Annotated in this window: 25 protein-coding genes; 18 read left to right on the top strand and 7 right to left on the bottom strand. The window is 70.2% G+C overall.

The window, feature by feature from the left end:
• Positions 1–7: 7 nt before the first annotated feature.
• The 3 genes from ACZ49J_RS29530 to ACZ49J_RS29520 all read left to right on the top strand — a co-directional run bounded on the left by ACZ49J_RS29530 (position 8) and on the right by ACZ49J_RS29520 (position 2,542).
• Complete coding sequence (locus ACZ49J_RS29530; protein WP_467453450.1) at positions 8–613, top strand: RNA polymerase sigma factor; 606 nt, start codon at positions 8–10, stop codon at positions 611–613.
• Entirely contained in the window at positions 610–1,215 is a 606-nt protein-coding gene (locus ACZ49J_RS29525) for a hypothetical protein (protein ID WP_467453451.1), read from the top strand. The genes ACZ49J_RS29530 and ACZ49J_RS29525 overlap by 4 nt, the downstream gene beginning before the upstream one ends.
• 157 nt (positions 1,216–1,372) lie before the next feature.
• Positions 1,373–2,542: an acyltransferase family protein gene (locus tag ACZ49J_RS29520; protein ID WP_467453452.1), complete on the top strand. Its 1,170-nt coding sequence runs from the start codon at positions 1,373–1,375 to the stop codon at positions 2,540–2,542.
• A gap of 103 nt (positions 2,543–2,645) precedes the next feature.
• Here ACZ49J_RS29520 and ACZ49J_RS29515 read toward each other — a convergent pair whose 3' ends face one another.
• The 3 genes from ACZ49J_RS29515 to ACZ49J_RS29505 all read right to left on the bottom strand — a co-directional run bounded on the left by ACZ49J_RS29515 (position 2,646) and on the right by ACZ49J_RS29505 (position 6,330).
• Positions 2,646–5,024 (bottom strand): Orn/Lys/Arg family decarboxylase, encoded by a 2,379-nt coding sequence (locus tag ACZ49J_RS29515; protein WP_467453453.1) that lies wholly within the window; start codon positions 5,022–5,024, stop codon positions 2,646–2,648.
• Between the two features lie 320 nt (positions 5,025–5,344).
• Positions 5,345–5,473 carry a hypothetical protein gene (locus ACZ49J_RS29510; RefSeq protein WP_467453455.1) on the bottom strand — a complete coding sequence of 43 codons (129 nt, stop codon included), beginning with the start codon at positions 5,471–5,473 and terminating at the stop codon, positions 5,345–5,347.
• A gap of 158 nt (positions 5,474–5,631) precedes the next feature.
• Positions 5,632–6,330, bottom strand: coding sequence for an alpha/beta fold hydrolase (locus tag ACZ49J_RS29505; protein WP_467453456.1), 699 nt, complete (start codon positions 6,328–6,330; stop codon positions 5,632–5,634).
• Positions 6,331–6,448: 118 nt separating this feature from the next.
• On the opposite strand from ACZ49J_RS29505, the gene ACZ49J_RS29500 reads away from it, so the two are divergent.
• Positions 6,449–6,787: a winged helix-turn-helix transcriptional regulator gene (locus ACZ49J_RS29500; RefSeq protein WP_450287275.1), complete on the top strand. Its 339-nt coding sequence runs from the start codon at positions 6,449–6,451 to the stop codon at positions 6,785–6,787.
• 282 nt (positions 6,788–7,069) lie between these two features.
• Here ACZ49J_RS29500 and ACZ49J_RS29495 read toward each other — a convergent pair whose 3' ends face one another.
• Positions 7,070–7,456 carry a hypothetical protein gene (locus ACZ49J_RS29495; RefSeq protein ID WP_467453483.1) on the bottom strand — a complete coding sequence of 129 codons (387 nt, stop codon included), beginning with the start codon at positions 7,454–7,456 and terminating at the stop codon, positions 7,070–7,072.
• A gap of 175 nt (positions 7,457–7,631) precedes the next feature.
• A complete protein-coding gene (locus tag ACZ49J_RS29490) occupies positions 7,632–8,054 on the bottom strand; it encodes an ATP-binding protein (protein WP_467453457.1) in 423 nt (140 codons plus the stop codon).
• A 113-nt stretch (positions 8,055–8,167) separates the two neighbouring features.
• On the opposite strand from ACZ49J_RS29490, the gene ACZ49J_RS29485 reads away from it, so the two are divergent.
• Together ACZ49J_RS29485 and ACZ49J_RS29480 are read left to right on the top strand one after the other, a co-directional pair.
• Positions 8,168–8,998 (top strand): helix-turn-helix domain-containing protein, encoded by an 831-nt coding sequence (locus ACZ49J_RS29485; protein ID WP_467453485.1) that lies wholly within the window; start codon positions 8,168–8,170, stop codon positions 8,996–8,998.
• Entirely contained in the window at positions 8,995–9,183 is a 189-nt protein-coding gene (locus ACZ49J_RS29480) for a DUF397 domain-containing protein (protein ID WP_467453458.1), read from the top strand. The genes ACZ49J_RS29485 and ACZ49J_RS29480 overlap by 4 nt, the downstream gene beginning before the upstream one ends.
• 23 nt (positions 9,184–9,206) lie before the next feature.
• Here the strand turns inward: ACZ49J_RS29480 and ACZ49J_RS29475 are convergent, their stop codons facing one another.
• Positions 9,207–10,841 carry an acyl-CoA dehydrogenase family protein gene (locus ACZ49J_RS29475; protein ID WP_467453459.1) on the bottom strand — a complete coding sequence of 545 codons (1,635 nt, stop codon included), beginning with the start codon at positions 10,839–10,841 and terminating at the stop codon, positions 9,207–9,209.
• 97 nt (positions 10,842–10,938) lie between these two features.
• Here ACZ49J_RS29475 and ACZ49J_RS29470 point away from each other — a divergent pair, with 97 nt between their 5' ends.
• Positions 10,939–12,096: a YihY/virulence factor BrkB family protein gene (locus tag ACZ49J_RS29470; RefSeq protein WP_467453460.1), complete on the top strand. Its 1,158-nt coding sequence runs from the start codon at positions 10,939–10,941 to the stop codon at positions 12,094–12,096.
• 67 nt (positions 12,097–12,163) lie between these two features.
• Entirely contained in the window at positions 12,164–12,856 is a 693-nt protein-coding gene (locus tag ACZ49J_RS29465) for a helix-turn-helix domain-containing protein (protein WP_467453461.1), read from the top strand.
• Between the two features lie 10 nt (positions 12,857–12,866).
• Here ACZ49J_RS29465 and ACZ49J_RS29460 read toward each other — a convergent pair whose 3' ends face one another.
• Positions 12,867–13,259 (bottom strand): VOC family protein, encoded by a 393-nt coding sequence (locus ACZ49J_RS29460; protein WP_467453488.1) that lies wholly within the window; start codon positions 13,257–13,259, stop codon positions 12,867–12,869.
• Positions 13,260–13,435: 176 nt separating this feature from the next.
• Between ACZ49J_RS29460 and ACZ49J_RS29455 the strand changes: the two genes are divergently transcribed.
• The 10 genes from ACZ49J_RS29455 to cysD form a co-directional block, all read left to right on the top strand.
• Positions 13,436–14,092, top strand: coding sequence for a hypothetical protein (locus ACZ49J_RS29455; protein ID WP_467453462.1), 657 nt, complete (start codon positions 13,436–13,438; stop codon positions 14,090–14,092).
• A 513-nt stretch (positions 14,093–14,605) separates the two neighbouring features.
• Positions 14,606–15,868, top strand: a complete 1,263-nt coding sequence (locus ACZ49J_RS29450; protein WP_467453490.1) for a GAF domain-containing protein — start codon at positions 14,606–14,608, stop codon at positions 15,866–15,868.
• A 158-nt stretch (positions 15,869–16,026) separates the two neighbouring features.
• Complete coding sequence (locus ACZ49J_RS29445; RefSeq protein WP_467453463.1) at positions 16,027–17,430, top strand: hypothetical protein; 1,404 nt, start codon at positions 16,027–16,029, stop codon at positions 17,428–17,430.
• Positions 17,431–17,507: 77 nt separating this feature from the next.
• Positions 17,508–18,071 carry a GNAT family N-acetyltransferase gene (locus tag ACZ49J_RS29440; RefSeq protein ID WP_467453464.1) on the top strand — a complete coding sequence of 188 codons (564 nt, stop codon included), beginning with the start codon at positions 17,508–17,510 and terminating at the stop codon, positions 18,069–18,071.
• A 103-nt stretch (positions 18,072–18,174) separates the two neighbouring features.
• Complete coding sequence (locus ACZ49J_RS29435; RefSeq protein WP_309486338.1) at positions 18,175–18,258, top strand: putative leader peptide; 84 nt, start codon at positions 18,175–18,177, stop codon at positions 18,256–18,258.
• A gap of 161 nt (positions 18,259–18,419) precedes the next feature.
• Positions 18,420–20,111, top strand: coding sequence for a nitrite/sulfite reductase (locus tag ACZ49J_RS29430; protein ID WP_467453466.1), 1,692 nt, complete (start codon positions 18,420–18,422; stop codon positions 20,109–20,111).
• A complete protein-coding gene (locus ACZ49J_RS29425; RefSeq protein WP_467453467.1) occupies positions 20,108–20,287 on the top strand; it encodes a hypothetical protein in 180 nt (59 codons plus the stop codon). Before ACZ49J_RS29430 ends, ACZ49J_RS29425 begins: the two co-directional genes overlap by 4 nt.
• Positions 20,284–21,042, top strand: coding sequence for a phosphoadenylyl-sulfate reductase (locus ACZ49J_RS29420; protein WP_467453468.1), 759 nt, complete (start codon positions 20,284–20,286; stop codon positions 21,040–21,042). The genes ACZ49J_RS29425 and ACZ49J_RS29420 overlap by 4 nt, the downstream gene beginning before the upstream one ends.
• 62 nt (positions 21,043–21,104) lie before the next feature.
• Complete coding sequence (cysC, locus tag ACZ49J_RS29415; protein WP_467453469.1) at positions 21,105–21,641, top strand: adenylyl-sulfate kinase; 537 nt, start codon at positions 21,105–21,107, stop codon at positions 21,639–21,641.
• Positions 21,638–22,440: sulfate adenylyltransferase subunit CysD (gene cysD / locus ACZ49J_RS29410; RefSeq protein WP_467453470.1), on the top strand; the 803-nt coding region annotated here is incomplete at its 3' end. The genes cysC and cysD, both read left to right, overlap by 4 nt.

Genomic DNA, 22,440 nt, shown 5'->3' with positions numbered 1-22,440 from the left:
GACGCCTGTGGATGGCGCGGAACGGTTACGGTGCGGCCCCGCCGAGGCGGTACGTGACCCGCGGCTCTTCGAGGAGTTCTACCGGCGCCATGTGGACGCGGTGATGCGTTTCGTGGCCCGGCGCGTCGACGACCCGCACACGGCGGCCGACCTGACGGCCGAGATCTTCCTCGCCGTCCTGGACTCCGCCCACTCCTACCGGCCGGGCCTCGGCAGCGAGACGGCCTGGCTGTACGGCATCGCGCGCAACGTCGTGTCGTCGGAGCGCCGCCGGGTCGCCCGGGAGACGGAACGCGATCGGCGTTTCTCCGGGCGGCGGTTGCTGGAGGCCGATGACATCGTCCGCATCGAGGACAAGCTCGACGCCGAGAGCCCGGGCCGGCGTGCCCTGGCCGCCCTGGCGAAACTCCCCGAGGGCGAGCGCGCCGTCATGGAGCTGATAGCGGTCGACCAGCTCACGGTCACCGAGGCCGCGGCCGCGCTGGGCATCCGCCAGGTCACCGCCCGGGTCCGGCTGCACCGGGCACGCAAGGCGCTGCGGGAGGAGACGAGTTCCAAGGCCACGGAGACGCCGGACGCGTCGCTGGTGTACGTCGCGAGGGGAGAGGCATGAGCAAGGGGTCGACGTTCGAGGACCGGCTGCTGGGTGAGCTGACGAGGGAGATCGAGCGGCGGGAGACCGGGGCGGTTGAGGTCGGAACGCGTGGGGGCAAGGCGAGCGCATTCGTGCGCCGTCTGTTCACTCCGCGCCGGATCGCCGTCGTCGCGGCGGTCTGTGCGGTAGCCGGGCTCGCCCCGGTGGTCGTGCCCGGTTCGCCGGCTGAGTCGTCGGCGTACGCGGTGGAGGGCCAGGGCGACGGCAGTGTCTGGCTCACCGTCAAGGATCAGAGCATCGACACAGATGCCCAGTATGAACTCGGAAGGCGACTGCGCCCGTGGGGCATCAAGGTGACCGTGGACGTGCTTGCTCCCGGCTATGTCTGCGAGCGCAGCAAACCCAGAGAGATCTGGGCGGTCAATTCGCAGGGGGAACCCGTCGAACGTGTAGCTGTTTTTAGCTGGCAAGTCCTGCGGAAGGTCAGGCTGCACCGGGGCAATGTGCTGGTCTTCGAGAACACCAGGGGCAGCACCAAGCCGTACGCGGTCGTCACCTACTACACCAAGAGCCAGGTGAAGCCCTGCGTTCCGGTGAAGCCCACCACGCCGGAAGACTAGCCGCCGGGGACGGGGAAGACCCGCCCGACAAACGTCCCACCACAGAGACCAGGCCTACTTGATGGAACCCCCACCCTTCGTTCCGCCACCCCCGAGTCGACCACTCTCCGCACTCATTGAATTACCTAACGCGCTCACCTCGGTCGGTCCACCACGGTTGGGCTGGCTGGACGCCTTGCGCGGTATCGCCGCACTCGTCGTCGTGTTCGACCACTCGTCGTACACCTTCATGCCGGAGTTCCGCCGGGAGCTCATGCCGGAGTTCAACACCAGCCGCTACGGGATCATGGTGTTCTTCCTGGTGAGCGGCTACATCATCCCCGCGTCCCTGGAACGCCGGGGCTGCGTGCGGACGTTCTGGATCGGACGGATCTTCCGCATCTACCCGCTGTGGGCCGCCGCCGTCACCCTCGTTCTCGTCCTCGATCTGTGGGGCGTGGCGGAGATGCGTGACGTCGGGGGCCAGAGCGCCGCCACGGTGGTGGCCGCCCACATCACCATGCTCCAGGAGTTGCTGGGGACGTCCAGCCTCCTGCTCATCCTCTGGACGCTGTCGTACGAGATGGCCTTCTACCTGATGGTGGTCGCGCTCTTCACGGTCCGCCTCCACCAGCGGTCGGCGGTGGTCGCCGTCAGCCTCGCCGGGACGGCCGCCGTGAGCGTGACGGCAGGGGTCGTACTGCCGGCCTCCGCCCTCTCGGGCGTCACCGGCACCGGCCCACTGGTCGCGCTCGCCTCGGCCGCCATGGTGGTCGCCATCTGCTGTGCGAGCGCCGGATCACCCGCACTCCGGGTGCTCGGGGGCGTGTTGGGCGGGGCTCTGGCGCTCGTCCTGGTCTCTCTCAACGGCACGGTCCCCCTGTGGGAGGGCCTGGTGATCCTCGCCGTGATGTTCCTCGGCACCGCCGTCCACCGTGCCGAGCACGGTCGCAGCACGTGGCGGTGCGCGGCGGGCACGGCCGTCGTGGTGGTCACCTTCGCCGTGGGCAGCGCGTACCGGTACGGCGACGGGGACCACTTCACACGGCGCGGCTGGATCACGGCCTTCCTGCTGGCCGTGATCACCTTCGGCGCCGGACTGGCCGCGCGCCACCGCCGGATACCGCGCACGCTGACCGGACTGGGAACGATCAGCTACTCGGTCTACCTGCTGCATCCGGTGCTGCTGGCGGTGATCGACCACAGGAACGGCCGGTGGCAGCGGGACACTCCCCTGCTCGAAGCGGCCTTCCTCGCCGTGCTGTTGCCGCTGTGCGTGCTGACCCACCGCTACGTCGAAGCACCGGGCCAGGCGTGGGGCCGCAGGCTCGTGCGCAAGCGGACCTGATCACCAGTCGGTGAACTCCGCGAACTCGCACCAACGCCTTCCCGTTGGCCGACCACCTCTGCCCCAGCCGGCGCACCGCCACCCCACCCGCGCCCCCTCGGACTCAATCCACCGACCTGGCGCCCTCCGCTCCCCTCCGTTGCGCCGGCGTCATGGCACCGGCGGGCCCCTCCAGCTCGTCCGGACGCAGGCACTCGATCAGGTAGTCGCCGGTGTCGGGGGCACGGGTTACCCCGTGTGTCTCGCTGCCGAAGCCGGGGAAGCGGCGGTCGAAGGACTCCAGGGCACTGAGGTAGCGCAGGAGAGGGCCGTCTTCCTCCCCGACGCTCTCGCCCGGCATGAGGACCGGGATGCCGGGCGGCGTCACCGTGACCATCGCCGCGGCGATGCGGCCTGGGGCGTCCGTCAGGCGGATTCGTTCCGTGCCGCCGCGGATCAGGCGCTGGTAACACAGCTGGGGCGGGGCGACCGGCTCCGGGAGTTGCTGGAAGGCCGTGTCGAGTAGTTCGACCAGGCGGGCCTCGCGCAGGTGGTCGTGCATCTCCTGGCACAGGGCTCGCAGCGTCAGCCCCGCGTAGCGTCGAGGGTGGTCGGCGATGAGCGCGGGCAGCACACGGTCCAGCGGGGCATCGCCGTCGTAGAGGTCCTTGAAGTCCATCAGGGCGTCCAGCAGCGTGCCCCACTTGCCCTTGGTGATGCCCATGGAGAAGAGCACCAGCGTGGTGTAGCTGTCGGTCTTCTCCACGACGATGCCGCGCGTGGTCAGATAGGCGGTGAGAACCCGCGCCGGGATGCCCCAGTCGGACATGACACCGCTCGCGTCGAGCCCCGGGCAGGTCAGGGTGACCTTGATCGGGTCGAGCATGCAGTAGCCGTCGGTCAGAGCGGGGAAGCCGTGCCAGTCCGCGTCGGGTGCGAGGTGCCAGCAGGACGGATCGGTGCGCAGCAGGTCCGCCGGAGCCTCGTCGAACGGCAGCCGCGCCCCGCTCTCGGGGTCAGTCACCTCATCCGGCTGCCACACCCCGAAGAACCAGGGCGGCCGGTCCCCGGCGGCCTCGATCCGCCGCCCGATCCGCACCATCTCCTGGCGGAACCGGACGGCCTCCGTCACCGCCTCGTCGACCAGCCACTGCCCCTGCGGACCGTCCATCATCGCCGTGGCCACGTCCAGCGAGGCGATCATCGGATACAGCGGCGACGTCGTGCCGTGCATCATCAGCGCCTCGTTGAAACGGTCGTGCTCCACCGGCGCCCGCGGCGCGGGCCGGACGTGCACCATGGCGCCCTGCGACAACGCCGCCAGCAGCTTGTGGGTGGACTGGGTCGCGAAGATGGTCGGCCGGTCGGGGCCGGGAAAAGCCTCCTCGTCCACCGACATGCCGTAGCGCCCCGCGTAGAGCGGATGGAAGCGGGCATAGGCGAACCAGGCCTCGTCGAAGTGCAGCCGGGGCGTGCCGGCCGCGAAGGCCCGGGCCGCCGCCACCGCGTCGTAACACAGTCCGTCGTACGTGGAGTTGGTGAACACCGCGTACTGCGCACGCGACGAAACCGCGTCCTGCGTGAGGGGGCTCTGCGCGATCCGCGCCGCCAGTGAGTCCGCCGCGATCTCGGCCGGCGGCAGCGGTCCGGCGAGGCCGTAGCCGTTGCGGGTGGGGACCAGGTACACCGGTCGGGCGCCGGAGACGACCAGGCCGTGCAGGACCGACTTGTGGCAGTTGCGGTCCACCAGGGCGATCTCGTCGCGGGTCACGCTGAAGTGGCCCACCAGACGGTTGCAGGTGGAGTCGCCGTGCAGGACGAAGTACGTGTGGGCGGAGCCGAAGACCCGCGCGGCGTTGCGCTCCGCCTCGCCGATCGGCCCGGTGTGCTCGAACAGCGAGCCGAGTTCCTCCACCGAGATCGACAGGTCGCTGCGCAGCAGCCGCTCCCCGAAGTAGTCGTGGAACGCCCGGCCCACGGGCGACTTGAGGAAGGCGACACCGCCGGAGTGCGCCGGAGTGTGCCATGAGTACTCGTGCGCGTCGTCGAAGCGCCGCAGCGCCTTGAAGAACGGCGGGAGCAGGGCGTCCTGGTAGGCGCGCGCGGCGCTGGTGATCCGCCCCGCGATGAACGCCGGCGTGTCCTCCAGCGGCCACACGTAGCCCACCACCGACTGCGACACCCACAGCGGCAGCTCACGCAGCCCCTCGTCCGCCATGACCAGGAACACCGGCAGATCGCGGAACCGGCGCCCGATCCCGCGCAGCACCGTCGCGCCGCCCGGCCCGTCCTCGGCTCCGGGAGGAAGATCCCATGCGACCACCGCGGCGGCCAGACCGGCCTCCGTCCTGAGCACCGCCTCGGCGTCCGGGACGCTCACCACCCACCGCACCTGTAAGCCGCGCGCCTGGATCCCCTCGGCGATGCGCGCCAACTGCCCAGCGGTGGCGCCCCCGTCCTGCGGATGCTCCGCCACCGCCACCAGCACCGTGCCGTCGGCCATGCCGCCCCCCTTCCCCTGTGGCCTGCGCCACCCCCGTTCAGTGTTAGGGGCTCCGCGCACACGATCGGCCTACAGCCGGCCAAACCACCCCATCGGCGCACAGCACGAACCGCTCCTTGACGTGCCAACGCCCGCCCGTCCGGCATCCCGTCGGAGTGCCTGATCAACGATCTTGCCGATCATTCACCCTTCCGCAGCCGTGCCGATCTTGTTGCTCGCCGTCCAGGTCCTGGTGGGCCTGCGTACGAATGGCCGGCCGGGACCCACGAGGGAGCCGAGGACAGCCGTCTCGCCAGGTGAACCCGTGGTGGGCTGCCCGCTCATTCCTTACGGTCGTCGTCCGTGGCGGTGGCCGTGCGATGAGCCTCGGCGAACCTGACGATCGGATCGAGGAGTTCGTCGCGGGCCGCCGGCGCTTCCGCACCGGGGCGGGACAGGGCATCGCGCAAGGCCGTATGAAGGGTGTCGCGGACGTGGGGCCAAGGTCCACTGACGGGGAAGGCCCGCTCCAAGCTCCCGTGGAGGTCCTCCAACGCCCCTGCAGCACCGGGTTCGAACTCCCTCCTCAGGAATTCAACCCCCTGATGATCACCCATGTGTGCGGCCTCTAGACCGTCTCGAGCAGCAGCGCGGTGAGCTCGACGGGCATGGTGATCATGCAGTCGTGGCCGGTCGGCAGCTCGCGTACTCGTTCGCCTGCCGGGACGGGACGCCGGGTGATGTCCGCCGGCTGGCCCTCGAGGCAGTGGATGTGTGTGCGCGGGATCGTGCGCGCGGCCGGGTCGTCCAGCAGGACTGGCTCCCGCAGGCACCGGACCGGCTGGTCCGACAGCATCGAGCGCAACCAGGCTAGGTCGTCGGGATCCGTGACGCCGAACAAGCCAAGCGGCGGCGGCTGCTCGGGCATCGGCGGAACCCGCCAGCCGTCCACGGCGAGGTCGATGAGCTGCTGGGTGACAGGGAGGACGTCGACAGCGGTCTCGCCGTCTTCGGGGACCATCGCGTCGAGGAACACCAGATGCGCGATCCGCTTCGGGACCCGGTTGGCGACTCCCGAGATGACCATCCCGGCGTAGCTGTGCCCGACGAGCACGACGTCGTCGAGGTGCTCGTCTTCGATCAGGCCGGCGACGTCGTCGATATGGGTGCCGAGCCCGATCTTGGGGCTCAGCAGGTGTGCCTTGTCGCCGTAGCCGGTCAGCGACGGCGCGAGCACCCGGTGCCCGGCCGCCTCCAGCAGCGGGACCACCCGGTCCCAGCTTCGCCCGTTGTGCCAGGCGCCGTGTACCAGCAGAAATGTGGCCATGGTCGTGTGGTTCCTCCTCGTGCCTCGGTACTCTTTGGTAACCGCGAACATCGTGATCCCCACGACGCTCCCCGGGCAATACGGCACTTTTCGGTGCCCCGGTTCTCAGGAGGTAACCGTGCAGGACCCGTGCCAGGCCCGTGAAGTCCTCGGGATCGTCGGGGACAAGTGGGCGCTGCTGATCGTGCGCATGCTCAAGGACGAGCCGTTGCGCTTCACCGAGCTCAAGCGGGCCATCGACGGCATCAGCCAGCGCATGCTCACCGTGACGCTGCGCGACCTCGAACGCGACGGGATCCTGACGCGCACGGTCCGCAACGTCATGCCGCCGCACGTCAGCTACGAACTGACCGCGATGGGCCGGAGCCTGCGCGAGGCCACCGCGCCACTGCTCGAATGGAGCATCACGCACCTGCCACACATCGACGCCGCTCGCACGGCCTACGACAACCGCTGAACGAGCAAGAGGCCGCGCACATGGGTGGTCATCAGGGGCGGCGTGTGGGTCGGGTGTCCCACCGGTAGAGGGCCGAGGCTTTGCGGATCAGGCTACGGACGGGAATCAACGCGGCGAATTGGTCCCACAGCGGGGGTAGTCAGCCATGATGCCAACGTAGGCACGGATACCTCTGGCGATCACGAAGCGTAGACACCGCATGATCATCAATGCCTGTGCCCGCCCCACCACCAGGGCCATACCTCACCACTCTATTTGCGCGACCTCTTAGGCTGGATTCGCTCAGTCTCGTTTGTCCTCGACGTGGACGATGCGAAGCTCGGTACCGTCCCGGTGGCGCTTGGAACGTCCGAACAGCCCGACAGCAATCTGCGATTGATCCTGAGGCTCATCGGGGCCTACATAGGTAAGGACGTCGTTGTGATGGCCGGTGACGACCCATCCCTCGACGTCCTTGAGGTCGATCACCCCGAAGTCTCCTGCCGAAGACCCGGCATGCGCCGGGCCAAACTTCCTCAGGAGGCCGGTGGCCTGTTCAGCAAGCTCCCCTTCCGGAGCGGTCAGCACGACACAAGTGCCGTGCTCGAACAGCACCCACGACTTGCGAGGGTCGGCGAGGAGCCGCTGCCAGACGTCTATCAGTATCTCGGCGTTCACGCCGGTCATCATGCCGCAGAGCCCCGACACAGGGTGACGATCGACCGACGGCTACGGCGAATACGCGACTCCTGAACATGCGGGCCCACCAGTCTCACACCCGGGAAACCGCCGCCCACGGCGACACAGTGCACTCGGTCCGGCGCGGGCGGCAGCGGCTGGCTGCGGTCTGTCTGAACAGACCTGATCAGCGGTCGACGAGCTCCGCGAACTCGCACCACACGACCTTCCCCGGGTCCCGCTCCCCCACCCCCCACTTGTCCGCCAGCTCCGACACCAGCAGCAGCCCGCGCCCACCCTCGTCCGGCTCCCATGCGTCCACCTGCGGTACAGCCGGTGCGCCGCCCCCGCTGTCATGCACCTCGACGCGCACCCCGCCGCCGTACGGCAGGGGCAGCAGCCGCAGCAGGAAGCCCCGCCCGGGTGGTACGCCGTGCACGAGGGCGTTGGTGGCGAGTTCGCTGACGCACAGCACGACGTCGTCGGCCCGGTCCCGCACGCCCCAGTCGGCCAGTGCCTCGTGCGTGAAGGCGCGGGCGGCGGGGACGGACGCTCGTTCGCGACGGTAGAAGCGTTCGCGGGGGGACGGGTGGGGGGTTTCTGCGTTCACGTAACGAGTGTCACGCTGAGTGGCCATTATGGAACAGTGCGTGCACCCGTACAGGCGGTTTGTACGGGCGCGCGGCGGTGAACGTACGCGCATGGATGGGGAGTTTGGACCGCATGAGCACCACGACACGGTCACGGGCACGGAGGAACGCCTCGGCGATGAAAATGGTGGGCGCGCTGCTCGCCCTCTACCGCCAGGCGGCCGGGTACACACAGAAGTCACTCGGCGACCGGTTCGTCGTCGGCGAGCAGCAGATCGCGTCGATCGAACAGGGGAGACGGCCGCTGAAGCCGGATCTGGCCGAGCAGCTCGACCAACTCCTCGACACGAAGGGTGCGTTGGCGGAGGCGCTGCAGTACATGCCGGAGGTGGATCTGGTACCGCTGTGGGCGGAGGAGTATCTGGACCGGGAGCGGGAGGCCATCGCGATCTCCTGGTACGAGGGCGTGGTGATCCCTGGCCTGCTCCAGACCGAGCTGTACGCGCGGGCGGTCTTTCGCAGCCGTGTGCCGGTCTACGACGAAGACCAGATCGAGCAGTTGGTGGCGGCACGCATCGAGCGCCGCGAGATCCTGCACCGCAAGGTGCCACCGACAGCAAGCTTCGTGATCTGGGAAGCGGCGCTGCGGGACCGGCTTGGCGGGGACGAGGTGTACTTCGAACAGGTACGACACCTACGGGAGTACGCCGACCTCCCCGGTCTCACCTTGCAAATCCTGCCCCTTGGACGCACGTCGCACGCCGGGCTCGACGGCCCGTTCATCTTGCTGGAGACGCCCGAACACCAGCGGCTCGCCTACACCGAAACGCATCGGGGCAGCCAACTCATCGCTGACCCGAGCGAGGTGGCGATCCTCAACCAGAAATATGCGATGCTGCGGACACAGGCCCTCACAAGTGAAGACACGAGGGACCTGCTGGACCTGCTTCTGGGAGAGCGATGACCGGCACGGCACTTGAGTGGTTCAAGTCCAGCTACAGCGGCAGCGAAGGCGGCGCCTGCATCGAAGTCGCCGTCCAACCCACCACCATCCTCATCCGAGACTCCAAAACCCCCACCACCCCCCACCTCACCGTCACCCCCACCGCCTGGACCGCCTTCCTGAAGCTGGCCAACGGCAGCAGTTGAGCCACGGGGCGCCGGGGCCCGCGTCACGTCACCGGACGTGCCCGCTCCACCACCGACGCCAGGTCCAGCGTGTGCGGCAGGGTGCCGAAGGCCGTGCCCCAGTCGCCGCCGAGGCGGGAGGCGCAGAACGCGTCGGCGACCTCCGGTGGCGCGTACCGCACCAGCAGTGAGCCCTGGAGGACGAGGGCGAGGCGTTCGACGAGGCGGCGGGCGCGAGCCTCGATGCCGTCGAGGTCGGCGAGCTCGGTCAGCAGGTTCTTGATCGCGCCGTCCAGCCGGTGGTCGGCGCCACGGGCGCGGCCCACCTCCGTGAGGACGGCGTTCAGCGCCTGCGGCTCGCGCTGCAGGGCGCGCAGCACGTCGAGCGCCTGCACGTTCCCGGCGCCCTCCCAGATGGAGTTAAGCGGCGACTCGCGCAGCAGCCGGGGCATGCCGGACTCCTCCACGTACCCGTTGCCGCCGAGGCACTCCAGGGCCTCGGCCACCATCGGTGTGGCGCGCTTGGTCACCCAGTACTTGGCGGTCGGTACCGAGAGCCGCAGGAACGCGCGCTCTTCCTCCGAGCCGTCGTCGTACGCGGCGGCCAGCCGCAGCGCCAGCGTCGTCGCCGCCTCCGACTCCAGCGCAAGGTCCGCCAGCACGTTCCGCATCAGCGGCTTGTCGACCAGCTTGCCGCCGAACGCCTCCCGGTACGTGCAGTGGTGCACGGCCTGCGCCACCGCCTGCCGCATCTGTGCGGCGGCGCCCAGCACGCAGTCCACTCGCGTGATGGCCACCATCTCGATGATCGTGCGCACGCCCCGGCCCTCGTCGCCGACGCGGCGGGCCCACGTCCCGTCGAACTCGACCTCGCTGGAGGCGTTGGACCGGTTGCCCAGCTTGTCCTTCAGCCGCTGGATGCGGAACACGTTGCGCGTGCCGTCCTCCAGTACCCGCGGCACCAGGAAACAGGTGAGTCCGCCCGGTGCCTGCGCCAGCACGAGGAAGGCGTCCGACATGGGCGCCGAGCAGAACCACTTGTGCCCGGTCAGCTCGTACGTGCCGTCCTCGGAGAGCGGCCGCGCCGACGTCGTGTTGGCGCGGACGTCGCTGCCGCCCTGCTTCTCGGTCATCCCCATCCCGAAGAGGACGCCGGGCTTCTGCGCGGCGGGCCGCAGCTCGTGGTCGTAGATCATCGACGTCAGCCGGGGCTCCCACTCCGCCGCCAGCGCCGGGTCGGTGCGCAGCGCCGGCACCGCGGCGTGGGTCATCGACAGCGGGCAGCCGTGGCCCGCCTCGACCTGCGTCCAGATCACGAAGGAGGCCGCGCGCCGCACGTGCCCGCCCGGCCGCGCCCAGGCCGCCGTCATCCCCGCCGAGACGCCCTTGCCGAGGAGGCGGTGCCAGGACGGGTGGAACTCGACCTCGTCGATCCGGTGGCCGTACCGGTCGTGGGTGCGCAGCTTCGGCGGGTTCTCGTTGGCCAGCACACCCCACTCCTGTGCCTGTGCGGAGCCGGCCGTGCGCCCGAGCAGGGAGAGCTCGTCGCGGACGTCGTCGAGCAGCCGGGGGGCGAGGTGCCGCTCGACCGCCTCCACGAGGGCCCGGTCAGCGGCGAAGACGTCGTACGCCACCAGGGGCGGAGCCTGGTTGGTCACTTCATGGGTGCTGGCTGCCATGTCCCGGAACCTACCCTTCGGTAGCGCCTCGGTCACCAGTATCCGGCATCGGTACCGGAAGGTGAGGACGACCTGCCACGACGGATACCTTTAGGACGTGCAGCCAGCAAGTAATCCCCCCGAGTCTCCCGAGAGCGCCTCCGGTCGTCTCCACCGGGCACGCGCCCTCTACCGGAACGTCTCCAAACGCCGGACGGCCTGGCTGCTGCTCAAGGACACCGTCAACAGTTGCATCGAGTACCGCATCCTCGGGCTCGCGGCGGAGGCGGCGTTCTTCACGCTGCTGTCCGTGCCACCGCTGCTGCTGAGCATGATCGGCCTGCTCGGCTACGTCGACGACTGGACCGGCGCGAACACCATCGCCAGCCTGCAGAACAACCTCCTGGAGGCGTCCCGCACCGTCCTGTCCGACAAGGGTGTCCGGCAGATCGCCCAGCCGATCCTCGACGACGTCATGAAGGGCGGCCGGCCGGACGTCATCTCCATCGGCTTCCTCTTCGCCCTGTGGTCGGGGTCCCGGGCGGTGAACGTGTTCATCGACACCATCACCGTCATGTACGGCCTCGACGGGGTGCGCGGGATCGTGAAGACCCGGCTGATGGCGTTCCTGCTGTTCATCGTGGCGCTGATCATCGGTTCCATCGCGCTGCCGCTGATGGTGGCCGGGCCGGACGCGGTGGTGGACATCGTGCCGTGGTCGACGACCGTCGTGCAGGTCCTGTACTGGCCGGTCGTGATCATCCTGTCGATCGTGTTCCTGACAACCCTGTACCACGTGTCCGTTCCGGTCCGCTCCCCCTGGGTGGAGGACGTCCCGGGCGCCCTGGTGGCCCTCGGCATGTGGGTCCTGGGGAGCTTCCTGCTCCGCATCTACCTGACGAACACGGTCGAGGGCCCGACGATCTACGGCTCCCTGGCCGCACCCGTGGCCGTACTGCTGTGGATCGGCGTCTCGGCCTTCGCGGTACTGGTGGGGGCCGCCGTCAACGCGGCCATCGACCACATCTGGCCGGCCGCCGCCACCGCCGCCGCGCGCGCGGCGAACGAGCGGCTGCGCGAGGAGCAGGCCGCCGAGTACGTCGCCCGGGCCGCCGCGGCCCGCTCCGCCGAGCCCGACGCGGATGACCCCGACATGCCCTCGGAGTTCCCGGAACGCTGGTCGCGCTTCCTGCCGCCGGACGATGTGACGTCGCGCCTGCGCACGCATGCGAAGAGCGCGCCCAAGCAGGGGGACGCGCCACCTCCGGAGGACTGAGGGGTCCTTTTACTGTGAGCGCCCCGGGGAGGGCGCGGCCGGGCGTGCGGGGCGTAGCCTGGCGCCCGTGTATGCGGAGAGGGCGTCCCGTCTGACGGGCGCCGTGGTGTGGACCTCCACCCCGTCCGGATCCGGGACCGGGCTCGTGCTGCCCGACGGGTGCATGGACCTGCTCTGGAAGGAGGGACGGCTGCTGGTCGCCGGGCCGGACACGCGGGCGTACGTTCCCGGGCGGGCCGAGGACCTGTCCACGCGCTGGGCCGGGGTGCGGTTCTTTCCCGGTACGGCGCCTGTCCTGCTGGGCGTCCCGGCGCACGAACTGCGCGATCGGCGGGTCGACCTGGCGGACCTGTGGCCGGCCGCGCGGGTGCGGCGCCTCGCGGCCCGGGTGCACGCGGCCGGTGATCCGGCGACCGGGCTCGAAGAGGTGGCGCTGGCGCGGGCGGCCGAGTCAGAGCCTCCCGACCCGCTGCTGGGGAGGGTCGTGGCCGCGCTGAACGCGGGGCGCCCGGTGGCCGCCACCGCCGACGAGCTCGACGTCGGCGCACGTCAATTGCATCGCCGCTCGCTGACGGCGTTCGGGTACGGCCCGAAGACGCTGGCCCGCGTCCTGCGGCTTCAGCGCGCGCTCGGGCTCGCCCGCGGCGGGGTGCCGTTCGCGGAGACGGCGGCCCGCAGCGGGTACGCCGACCAGGCCCACCTGGCACGTGAGGTGAAGGAGCTGGCGGGCCGGCCGCTCGGACAACTGCTCGGGGGCTGAGCGGTCGCCCTCACCCGGGCAGGCTCGCGAACAGGTCCACGCCGTTGCCGTCCGGGTCCTGGACGACCGCGTACCGCTGGCCCCACACGGCGTCCCACGGTTTGAGTTCGCCGTGGTAGCCCGCGGCCACCAGGTCCTCGTACACCGCGTCCACCTCCCCGGGGCTCTCGCACCGCAGGGCGATCGAGGTCCGGCCGCCGGTGCCCGGCTGCCACTCGGGGAGGAAGGACCGGACGGTCTCCTCGGTGTCGAGCAGCAGCCGCAGCCCGCCCGGCAGTTCCGCTTCGGCGTGCGGCTGGGTCTCGGCGCCCTCGGGGAAGGCGATGCCCAGACGGCGGTAGAAGGCGACGGAGGCGGCCATGTCGGAGGCGACCAGGCCGATGGCGTCGAATCGTGGAGTCATGCGGTCACCGTAGGCAGGCCGGGCCGGGGTGGTCTTGAAGGAATCGGACACCGAGGAGTCGGACGCCACGGGGTCGGACACCGGTACCTGTTGGTACAGGCGTGCATGCATGGCGTAGTGCTACGCAAAACACTCTGAGCGCCACCTGTGGAACAGCTGTGCGGCAGGATGAGCGCATGTTCCCGGCCGTACGCAGGTTCCCTGCCGTACGCCGCGTACTGCTGCCCCTCGCGTTCCTGCCCGTCCTGCTCACGGGCTGCGCCGACGAGAAGTTGGTGGTGAGCGCCCCCGAGCCGCGGCGGCCCGCTCCGGACCGGGCCGAGCTGCAGGCCCGGGCGGAGGCGCTGGGGTTCGCACCGGAGCTGGTCCACGTCACCGAGTCCCCCGGGTTCGTCCTTGCCCGGCAGTCCGTCGGCGTGTACGGCGGCGACGGCTTCTCCAGCGCGTACTGGTCACGGAAGGAGGGCGCCCAGATCTTCCTCCTCGTGGACCGCGGCACCATGACGGCCGGGAGCTGCCCGGAGCAGCCGGTCGGCCAGGGGGCGAGCGGGCCGGTGACCTGCGAGAAGGACGGTGACACGTGGTACCGCGTCTCCGGCGGGCAGCATGAGTACGCCGTCCCGGAGAAGGACCACGTGGTCCGGGTCAGCGGTGACACGGCCAGGGTCGACCGGGTCGCCCTGCGCGCCGCCGCCGAGGCGGCCCGCCGCCCGACCGACTCCGAGCTCGCCTTCCTCCTGCCGCCCCCGCGTCCCGGCGGGCCGATGGAGCGCGGAGACCTGCCGCCCGAGGGGGACGGGGCGCCGGACAACGAGGTGCGGACGGGGGGCTGAGGGGTCCTTTCGCTATGAGCGTCCGATCAGGTCGCGTGGTCTGGCGCCGTGCATCGCAAGGCGCCGGAAGGTCCTCGATGGGAGTCCCCGCTCTAGCGAAGCCGAGAGTGGGGGGGGAGCCACGTGGGCGTTTCGGCAACGCGGTGAGGTGCGGTGCCAGGCCGTGCGACCCGGGCGGGACAGTGAAAGGACCCCTGTGGGCGGCGCGGGGGTGATGCCGCGCCGACACGGCACCACCCCCGCTGACTCGGCCCCCCGTGCCGGCGCGCGGCCGCCACCGGGCGGCGCTGAACAAGTTTCGAGCACCGTACGGCCGTTCGCCAGGGTTGCAGGGGGTTGCAACTCATCAGCTCTCTGTGGCCGGACTGTGTCCCTCCGTGGCCGTTCGGCGGCACACTATGAGACCCGCAGTCAACGCAGAACGCGGACGTCCGTGGCGGAAGGAACCAGGAGAGGGCCGGCAGCGGACGGGTCCGCCAGGAGGATCGAGTGGCGCACTCGCCGATGTCGCCGATGGATGTCACGCGGCTCGCCGCCCAGGACCCGAGGCGGGCGGCACGGGTACTCGGCGAGACGCGCGACGCCGCGCTCGCCGGAGAACGGCCCAAGGTGGCGCCGCGGCCGGAGATCAAGGAGTCCTGGGACCGCGCGGTCCGCGGCGGGGTCGACCCCGACCACGACTTCCGGGCCGATGTGCTCAGCCTGGACGAGGTCGAGCGACGCCGGCAGACCTCACGGCTGCGGCACGTCCTGCCCGTGCTGCACGAGGGGTTGCTGTCGTATGCGGAGTCGGCCCGGCACCTCGTGGCGGTCGCGGACGCCGACGGCCGGATGCTGTGGCGCGAGGGCAGCGACGCCGTGCTGCGCCGCGCGGACGGACAGGGCATCGGGGTGGGCGGTGACCTGCGCGAGGAGGTGGCCGGCACGAACGGGATCGGCACCCCGCTGATGGCCCGCCGCCCCGTGGAGGTCGTCTCGGCCGAGCACTTCGTGCGCTCCCTGCAGTCGTGGGTGTGCACCGGCGCCCCCATCACCGACCCGCGTGACGGGCGGCTGTTGGGCGCGGTGGACGTCAGCGGCCCGCTGGAGACGTATCACCCCTCCACGCTCGCCCTCGTCGGCTCGGTCGCCAAGCTCGCCGAGGCCCGGCTGCGGGAACTGCACCTGACCTCGCTGGAACGGCTGCGCGCGGTCGCCGCGCCGGTGCTGGCGCGCATCGGCGGCCGGGCGGCGGCCGTGGACACCGACGGCTGGACGGCCGCGGTGACCGGCATGCCGTACACGAACCGGCTGACCCTGCCGAAGTCCCTCTCCCCCGGCCGGCGCAGACTGCCCGGCCTGGGCCTGTGCCGGATCGAGCCCCTGCCCGGCGGGTGGTTGATACGCCCCAGTGCCGAACAGCCGGCCGACGACGACCCGACCCGTATCGTGCTGGACCTGGCGCACCCCCGCCACTGCACGGTCACCGCGTCGGGAGACGCCGGGTCCTGGACCCATGAACTCAGCCCCCGGCACGCCGAACTGCTCTACCTCCTGGCCCTCCACCCCACCGGGCGCACCGCCGCTGCCCTCGCCGACGACATGTTCGGCGACCCGGCCCGCACCGTCACGGTCCGCGCGGAGATGTCCCGGGTACGCCGCTACATGGGCGCCTTCCTGGAACACCGGCCGTACCGGTTCACGGAGGGCACCGAGGTCGACCTCCTCCTGCCTGACGACCCGTTGGACCTGCTGCCGCACTCGGTGGCCCCGGGCGTGGTCCGTGCGCGCGGGTGAACGAACGGTAGCCCAGGAGTGAGGGATATCCCTGCATTTATGCAGGAGTCCAACCGCGACGGGCGCCCTCTGAAGTAGCATCACTCCCAGGCCACCCCACCTGGCTCTCCGTCAACGTGCTGATCATGAGAGGCAGTTGGCCGTCCCTGGGAGGTTGTATGAGTCGCGGCAGGCACCGTCGACGCAGAAGGGGCCGTGCACTGCGCGCCGCTCTGACCGGCACCGCGCTCGGACTGACCGCAGCGGCCACCCTGATCAGCACCTCGCAGGCCGCGGGCGGCGACAACCCGGGGCCCCTGAAGCCGCTCACCTCGTCGAGCAGCGAGATGGCGAAGCTCCAGCTGCACGAGAACCTGGTCAGCGAGACGACCCTCGACAAGCTGACGAGCAACATGGGCGGGAACGTCGGGGTGCACGGCGTCCTGCAGAGCGCCAACCACACCATGCGGAACAAGTCCGCCTGCTACGACACCGAGCGGGCGGCCCTGCCGGTCGAGCCCACGGCGACCCGCGCGTACTGCTGGGACACCGGCGACGCCACCACCCAGAAGTGGCTCCCCCAGTCCGTCACCACCTCCGCCGACGCCGACGACGACGGCCTGTGGGGCGAGGACAACGTCATCCTGTCCGGCTGGACGCACAACGACCACAAGGCGGGCGAGCCGGCGGAGGACAAGGGCCTCGCCCGGGTCGCCTTCATCGACGCGAACGACCCGGACAACCTCAAGTACCGCTGGGTCCTCCTCGTCGCCCCCCTCTCGGGCGGCGACGACTTCGGTGCCGTGCGCTCCCACATCGGCGGCATGGTCTGGTACCAGGACAAGCTGATCGTCACCGCGAAGAACGGCGCCGACCACAACAACGCCCTCTTCGTCTTCGACATGCACCGCATCCTCCAGGCCAACGTCAACAGCAGCGCGGTCGGCAAGGTGAGCGGCGGCTACTCGGCGCACGGCTACCAGTACGTGCTGCCGGCCATCGGCTCGTACAACCTGACGGGCGGCGCGTGCGACGCGTCGAACGACAACGGGGTCCCGTGCTTCGGCTCCATCTCGCTGGACCGGACCTCGACGCCCAACAGCCTGGTCGCGAACGAGTGGTTCAGCTCGGGCGGCACCCAGCCCGCCCGCCTCTGGCGCTACTACTTCAGCACCCAGCTCAGCCGCACGGGCCTGCTGGGGGCGAACTCCAGCGACATCGTGAACGCGGACGAGGCGTACGAGACCAAGGCGGTCGGCCTGCAGGGTGTGATCTCGCACAAGCCGAGCGGGGCGAGCAAGGCCGACTGGTACGTCGGCTACGCCCCCGGCAGCCGCGGCAAGCACGGCACGCTGTGGCGGCAGAACGAGGAGGGTGCCGACGCCGCCCGGTGCACGGCCGACCAGTCGTACGCGTGCTGGGGCCAGCACACCGAGTCCATGTCGTACTCCCAGAAGACCGGCGAGCTGTGGACGCTGACCGAGTGGGCGGCGAACCAGGACAACCAGTGGGAGCCGGTGGCCATTCCCGAACGGGCGCTGTACGCGGTGCCTTTGTCTGCGGTCAACGGTTCCATGAACTGAGCGTCCACCGAGGGTCCACGATGCGGGCGCGGGGCCCGGCGCTGGTGCCGGGTCCGGCCTCGTGATTTTCTGCTGCCATGTCCACCATCACCGTGACCACCTGGTCCCTGGAGCAGACGTCCCCGGCCGACCTCCTGCCCGCCGAGGCCCCGGAGGGCGATGTCCGGATCGTCCGCTCCGAAGTCCCCTCCCCCGAGTTCAGCCGCTTCCTGTACGCATCCGTCGGCGGCGACATCCGCTGGACCGACCGGCTGTCGTGGTCGTACGCGCGGTGGATCGACCACCTGGAGCGGCCCGGCGTGGAGACATGGGTGGCCTACGACCGGGGAACGCCCGCGGGCTACGTCGAGCTCGAACCGCAGGACGGCGGAGTCGTGGAGATCGTGTACTTCGGGCTCGTCCCGGCGTTCCGGGGGCGGCGCATCGGCGGGCACCTGCTGTCGTACGGGACCGCGCGGGCCTGGGACCTGGCCGAGCGGTGGCCGCGGCTGGCCCCGACCAAGCGGGTCTGGCTGCATACGTGCAGCAAGGACGGGGAGCACGCGATGGCGAACTACCAGCGGCGCGGGTTCAGGCTCTTCGACACCAAGGTCGAACAGGAGCCGGAGGTCCCGGCTCCAGGGCCCTGGCCTGGGGCCTAGCCTCTTCATGACGCACATCACAGTATCCCGGTATGCGAGACATCCCTGTCCACCATGTGGATAACGGTGGACTGAGTCTAAAGAGGCATGACACGCTTCCGTCATGTCTGGAACTGGAATTGCCTTGGTGAGTCGGCGGCACGTCGACCTCGGCCGCATGTCCAGCGCCATCTGTCCGGCGAGCTGACCGCTGCATCCATCAGGGGCCTCCGACCCCGGGCAGCTTCGCCGCACCCCCCTTCTGCCTCCCTCTGCGCAACGAGGCGCACGTATGGCACGCATGCCGTAATGCTCCCGTACGCGCAGGTCAGAGCCGCATTCCCGCCTGTCCCGAAGGACGTAACAGCCATGGCCGCCACCCCGCAACGCCCTGCCACGCCCCGCCGCAAGGTGAGCCGTCACCGTGGCGAGGGTCAGTGGGCCGTGGGTCACTTCACCCCACTGAACGGCAACGAACAGTTCAAGAAGGACGACGACGGTCTCAATGTGCGGACACGCATTGAGACGATCTACTCCAAGCGGGGCTTCGACTCGATCGACCCCAACGACCTGCGCGGCCGTATGCGCTGGTGGGGGCTGTACACGCAGCGCAAGCCCGGCATCGACGGCGGCAAGACCGCCATCCTGGAGCCGGAGGAGCTGGACGACCGGTACTTCATGCTGCGCGTTCGCATCGACGGCGGCCGGCTGACCACGCGGCAGCTGCGGGTGATCGGTGAGATCTCGCAGGAGTTCGCGCGCGGCACCGCGGACATCACCGACCGGCAGAACATCCAGCTGCACTGGATCCGCATCGAGGACGTGCCGGAGATCTGGAACCGGCTGGAGGCCGTCGGCCTGTCCACCACCGAGGCCTGCGGCGACACCCCGCGCGTCATCATCGGCTCGCCGGTCGCCGGCATCGCCGAGGACGAGATCGTCGACGGCACGCCCGCCATCGACGAGATCCACGAGCGGTACATCGGCAGCAAGGAGTTCTCCAACCTGCCCCGCAAGTTCAAGACGGCGATCTCCGGTTCCCCGCTCCTCGACGTCGCCCACGAGATCAACGACGTGGCGTTCGTCGGTGTCGAGCACCCCGAGCACGGCCCCGGCTTCGACCTGTGGGTCGGCGGCGGCCTGTCCACCAACCCGAAGATCGGCGTCCGGCTCGGCGCCTGGGTGCCGCTGGAGGAGGTCCCGGACGTCTGGGCGGGCGTGATCGGCATCTTCCGCGACTACGGCTACCGGCGGCTGCGCACCCGCGCCCGCCTGAAGTTCCTCGTCGCCGACTGGGGCGCCGAGAAGTTCCGCCAGGTGCTGGAGGACGAGTACCTGAAGCGCAAGCTCGTCGACGGGCCCGCGCCCGCCGAACCCGTGGAGCGCTGGCGTGACCACGTCGGCGTGCACCGGCAGAAGGACGGCCGCTACTACGTCGGGTTCGCCCCGCGCGTCGGCCGTGTCGACGGCACCACCCTGACGAAGATCGCCGAGGTGGCGGAGGCCCACGGCTCGGGCCGGGTCCGTACGACGGTCGAGCAGAAGATGATCGTCCTGGATGTCGAGGAGGCGCAGGTCGAGCCGCTGGTCGAGGCCCTTGAGGCCCTGGACCTGACCGCCAAGCCCTCCCCGTTCCGGCGCGGCACCATGGCCTGCACCGGCATCGAGTACTGCAAGCTGGCCATCGTCGAGACCAAGGCGCGCGGCTCCTCGCTCATCGACGAGCTGGAGCGCCGCATCCCGGACTTCGACGAGCCGATCACCATCAACATCAACGGCTGCCCCAACGCCTGCGCCCGTATCCAGGTCGCGGACATCGGTCTCAAGGGCCAGCTCGTCCTCAACGACCAGGGCGAGCAGGTCGAGGGCTACCAGGTGCACCTGGGCGGAGCGCTCGGCCTGGACGCCGGTTTCGGCCGCAAGGTACGCGGTCTGAAGGTCACCTCCGACGAGCTGCCCGACTACGTCGAGCGCGTCCTCAAGCGGTTCCAGGCGGAGCGCGAGGACGGCGAGCGGTTCGCCACATGGGCCGCTCGGGCCGGCGAGGAGGCGCTGTCGTGAGCGAGCGTGCCGCCCCGTTCTACTGCCCCTACTGCGGCGACGAGGACCTGCGTCCCAGCGATGAGGGCCATGGGGCGTGGGAATGCGGGGCGTGCAATCGAGCCTTCCAGCTGAAGTTCCTCGGGCTGCTGAGCCGGGGACTTCAGCGAGCCGACAGTGGAGGGGACCAGATATGACCACCGCTCAGGCGGATTCCGATACATCCGGCACATCCGTGAACGACGCGGGTGACCCGGAGGCGGCCAGGCGCGCCGAGCTCAAGGCGCTCGCCGAGCAGGCCGGCCGTGACCTCGAGGACGCGTCCGCGCTGGAGATCCTCCAGTGGGCCGTGGACACCTTCGGCAAGCGTTTCTGCGTGACCTCCTCCATGGAGGACGCCGTGGTCGCGCACCTCGCCTCCCGCGCCCGGCCCGGCGTGGACGTCGTCTTCCTCGACACCGGCTACCACTTCCCGGAGACCATCGGCACCCGTGACGCGGTCGAGGCCGTGATGGACGTCAACGTCATCACGCTCACCCCGCGCCAGACCGTGGCCGAGCAGGACGCCGAGTACGGGCCGAAGCTGCACGACCGCAACCCCGACCTGTGCTGCTTCCTGCGGAAGGTCAAGCCGCTGGAGGAGGGCCTGACCCGCTACGACGCGTGGGCGACGGGCCTGCGCCGCGACGAGTCCCCCACCCGGGCGAACACCCCGGTCGTCGGCTGGGACGAGAAGCGCGGCAAGGTCAAGATCTCGCCGATCGCGCGCTGGACGCAGGACGACGTGGACGCGTACGTCACCGAACACGGCGTACTCACCAACCCGCTGCTGATGGACGGCTACCCCTCCGTCGGCTGCGCCCCCTGCACCCGCCGCGTCCTGGAGGGCGAGGACGCGCGCGCGGGCCGCTGGGCCGGCAGCGCCAAGACCGAGTGCGGGCTGCACGGATGACGCCGCCTGCCACGAAACAGCCGACGCCCACCACACCGTCTCAGAACCCCCGGGAGAACCACGTGACGACCGGAGCCACCGTCTGGCTCACGGGTCTGCCGAGCGCCGGCAAGACCACCATCGCGTACGAGCTGGCGAACCGGCTGCGCGAGGACGGACACCTCGTCGAGGTGCTCGACGGCGACGAGATCCGCGAGTTCCTCACCGCCGACCTCGGCTTCAGCCGCGCGGACCGCCACACCAACGTGCAGCGCATCGGCTTCCTCGCCGACCTGCTCGCCCGCAACGGTGTGAAGGCTCTCGTGCCGGTCATCGCGCCCTACGCCGACAGCCGCGAGGCCGTCCGCAAGCGCCACCAGGCGAGCGGCGCCGCGTACATCGAGGTCCACGTGGCCACCCCGGTCGAGGTCTGCTCCGTACGGGACGTGAAGGGGCTGTACGCCAAGCAGGCCGCGGGCGAGATCTCCGGGCTCACCGGCGTCGACGACCCCTACGAGGAGCCCGAGACGCCCGACCTGCGCATCGAGTCGCAGGACCAGACCGTGCAGGAGTCCGCCGCCACGGTCCACAAGCTGCTCGTCGAAAGGGGTCTGGCATGACGACCGCCGCGACCGTCTCCTCGGAGACCGACAGCTCGTACACCCTGTCGCACCTGGACGCGCTGGAGTCCGAGGCGGTGCACATCTTCCGCGAGGTGGCGGGCGAGTTCGAGCGGCCGGTGATCCTTTTCTCCGGCGGCAAGGACTCCATCGTCATGCTGCACCTGGCACTGAAGGCCTTCGCCCCCGCGGCGATCCCCTTCTCCCTGCTGCACGTGGACACCGGGCACAACTTCCCCGAGGTCATCGAGTACCGCGACCGCACCGTCGAGAAGCACCACCTACGGCTGCACGTCGCCTCCGTGCAGGACTACATCGACCGCGGTGTGCTCAAGGAGCGCCCCGACGGCACCCGCAACCCGCTGCAGACCGTGCCGCTGACCGAGAAGATCCAGTCCGAGCGGTTCGACGCGGTCTTCGGCGGCGGCCGCCGCGACGAGGAGAAGGCCCGCGCCAAGGAGCGGGTGTTCTCGCTGCGCGACGAGTTCTCCCAGTGGGACCCGCGCCGCCAGCGCCCCGAGCTGTGGCAGCTCTACAACGGCCGCCACGCCCCCGGCGAGCACGTCCGCGTCTTCCCCCTCTCCAACTGGACCGAGCTGGACGTGTGGCAGTACATCGCCCGCGAGGGCATCGAACTGCCGCAGATCTACTTCGCCCACCAGCGCGAGGTGTTCCAGCGGGCCGGCATGTGGCTGACGGCCGGTGAGTGGGGCGGGCCCAAGGACGGCGAGACCGTCGAGAAGCGCCTCATCCGCTACCGGACCGTGGGCGACATGTCCTGCACCGGCGCGGTCGACTC

This window comes from Streptomyces sp. NPDC030840 (assembly GCF_055572015.1).
This window is presented reverse-complemented; position numbering and strand designations above follow the sequence as displayed.

Coding starts and splice junctions, on each gene's coding strand:
- ACZ49J_RS29525 (WP_467453451.1), top strand. CDS start 610: ATGAGCAAGGGGTCGACGTTCGAGGACCGGCTGCTGGGTGAGCTGACG.
- ACZ49J_RS29515 (WP_467453453.1), bottom strand. CDS start 5,024: ATGGCCGACGGCACGGTGCTGGTGGCGGTGGCGGAGCATCCGCAGGAC.
- ACZ49J_RS29505 (WP_467453456.1), bottom strand. CDS start 6,330: ATGGCCACATTTCTGCTGGTACACGGCGCCTGGCACAACGGGCGAAGC.
- ACZ49J_RS29495 (WP_467453483.1), bottom strand. CDS start 7,456: ATGATGACCGGCGTGAACGCCGAGATACTGATAGACGTCTGGCAGCGG.
- ACZ49J_RS29485 (WP_467453485.1), top strand. CDS start 8,168: ATGAGCACCACGACACGGTCACGGGCACGGAGGAACGCCTCGGCGATG.
- ACZ49J_RS29480 (WP_467453458.1), top strand. CDS start 8,995: ATGACCGGCACGGCACTTGAGTGGTTCAAGTCCAGCTACAGCGGCAGC.
- ACZ49J_RS29475 (WP_467453459.1), bottom strand. CDS start 10,841: ATGGCAGCCAGCACCCATGAAGTGACCAACCAGGCTCCGCCCCTGGTG.
- ACZ49J_RS29460 (WP_467453488.1), bottom strand. CDS start 13,259: ATGACTCCACGATTCGACGCCATCGGCCTGGTCGCCTCCGACATGGCC.
- ACZ49J_RS29455 (WP_467453462.1), top strand. CDS start 13,436: ATGTTCCCGGCCGTACGCAGGTTCCCTGCCGTACGCCGCGTACTGCTG.
- ACZ49J_RS29450 (WP_467453490.1), top strand. CDS start 14,606: ATGGATGTCACGCGGCTCGCCGCCCAGGACCCGAGGCGGGCGGCACGG.
- ACZ49J_RS29445 (WP_467453463.1), top strand. CDS start 16,027: ATGAGTCGCGGCAGGCACCGTCGACGCAGAAGGGGCCGTGCACTGCGC.
- ACZ49J_RS29440 (WP_467453464.1), top strand. CDS start 17,508: ATGTCCACCATCACCGTGACCACCTGGTCCCTGGAGCAGACGTCCCCG.
- ACZ49J_RS29435 (WP_309486338.1), top strand. CDS start 18,175: ATGTCTGGAACTGGAATTGCCTTGGTGAGTCGGCGGCACGTCGACCTC.
- ACZ49J_RS29430 (WP_467453466.1), top strand. CDS start 18,420: ATGGCCGCCACCCCGCAACGCCCTGCCACGCCCCGCCGCAAGGTGAGC.
- ACZ49J_RS29420 (WP_467453468.1), top strand. CDS start 20,284: ATGACCACCGCTCAGGCGGATTCCGATACATCCGGCACATCCGTGAAC.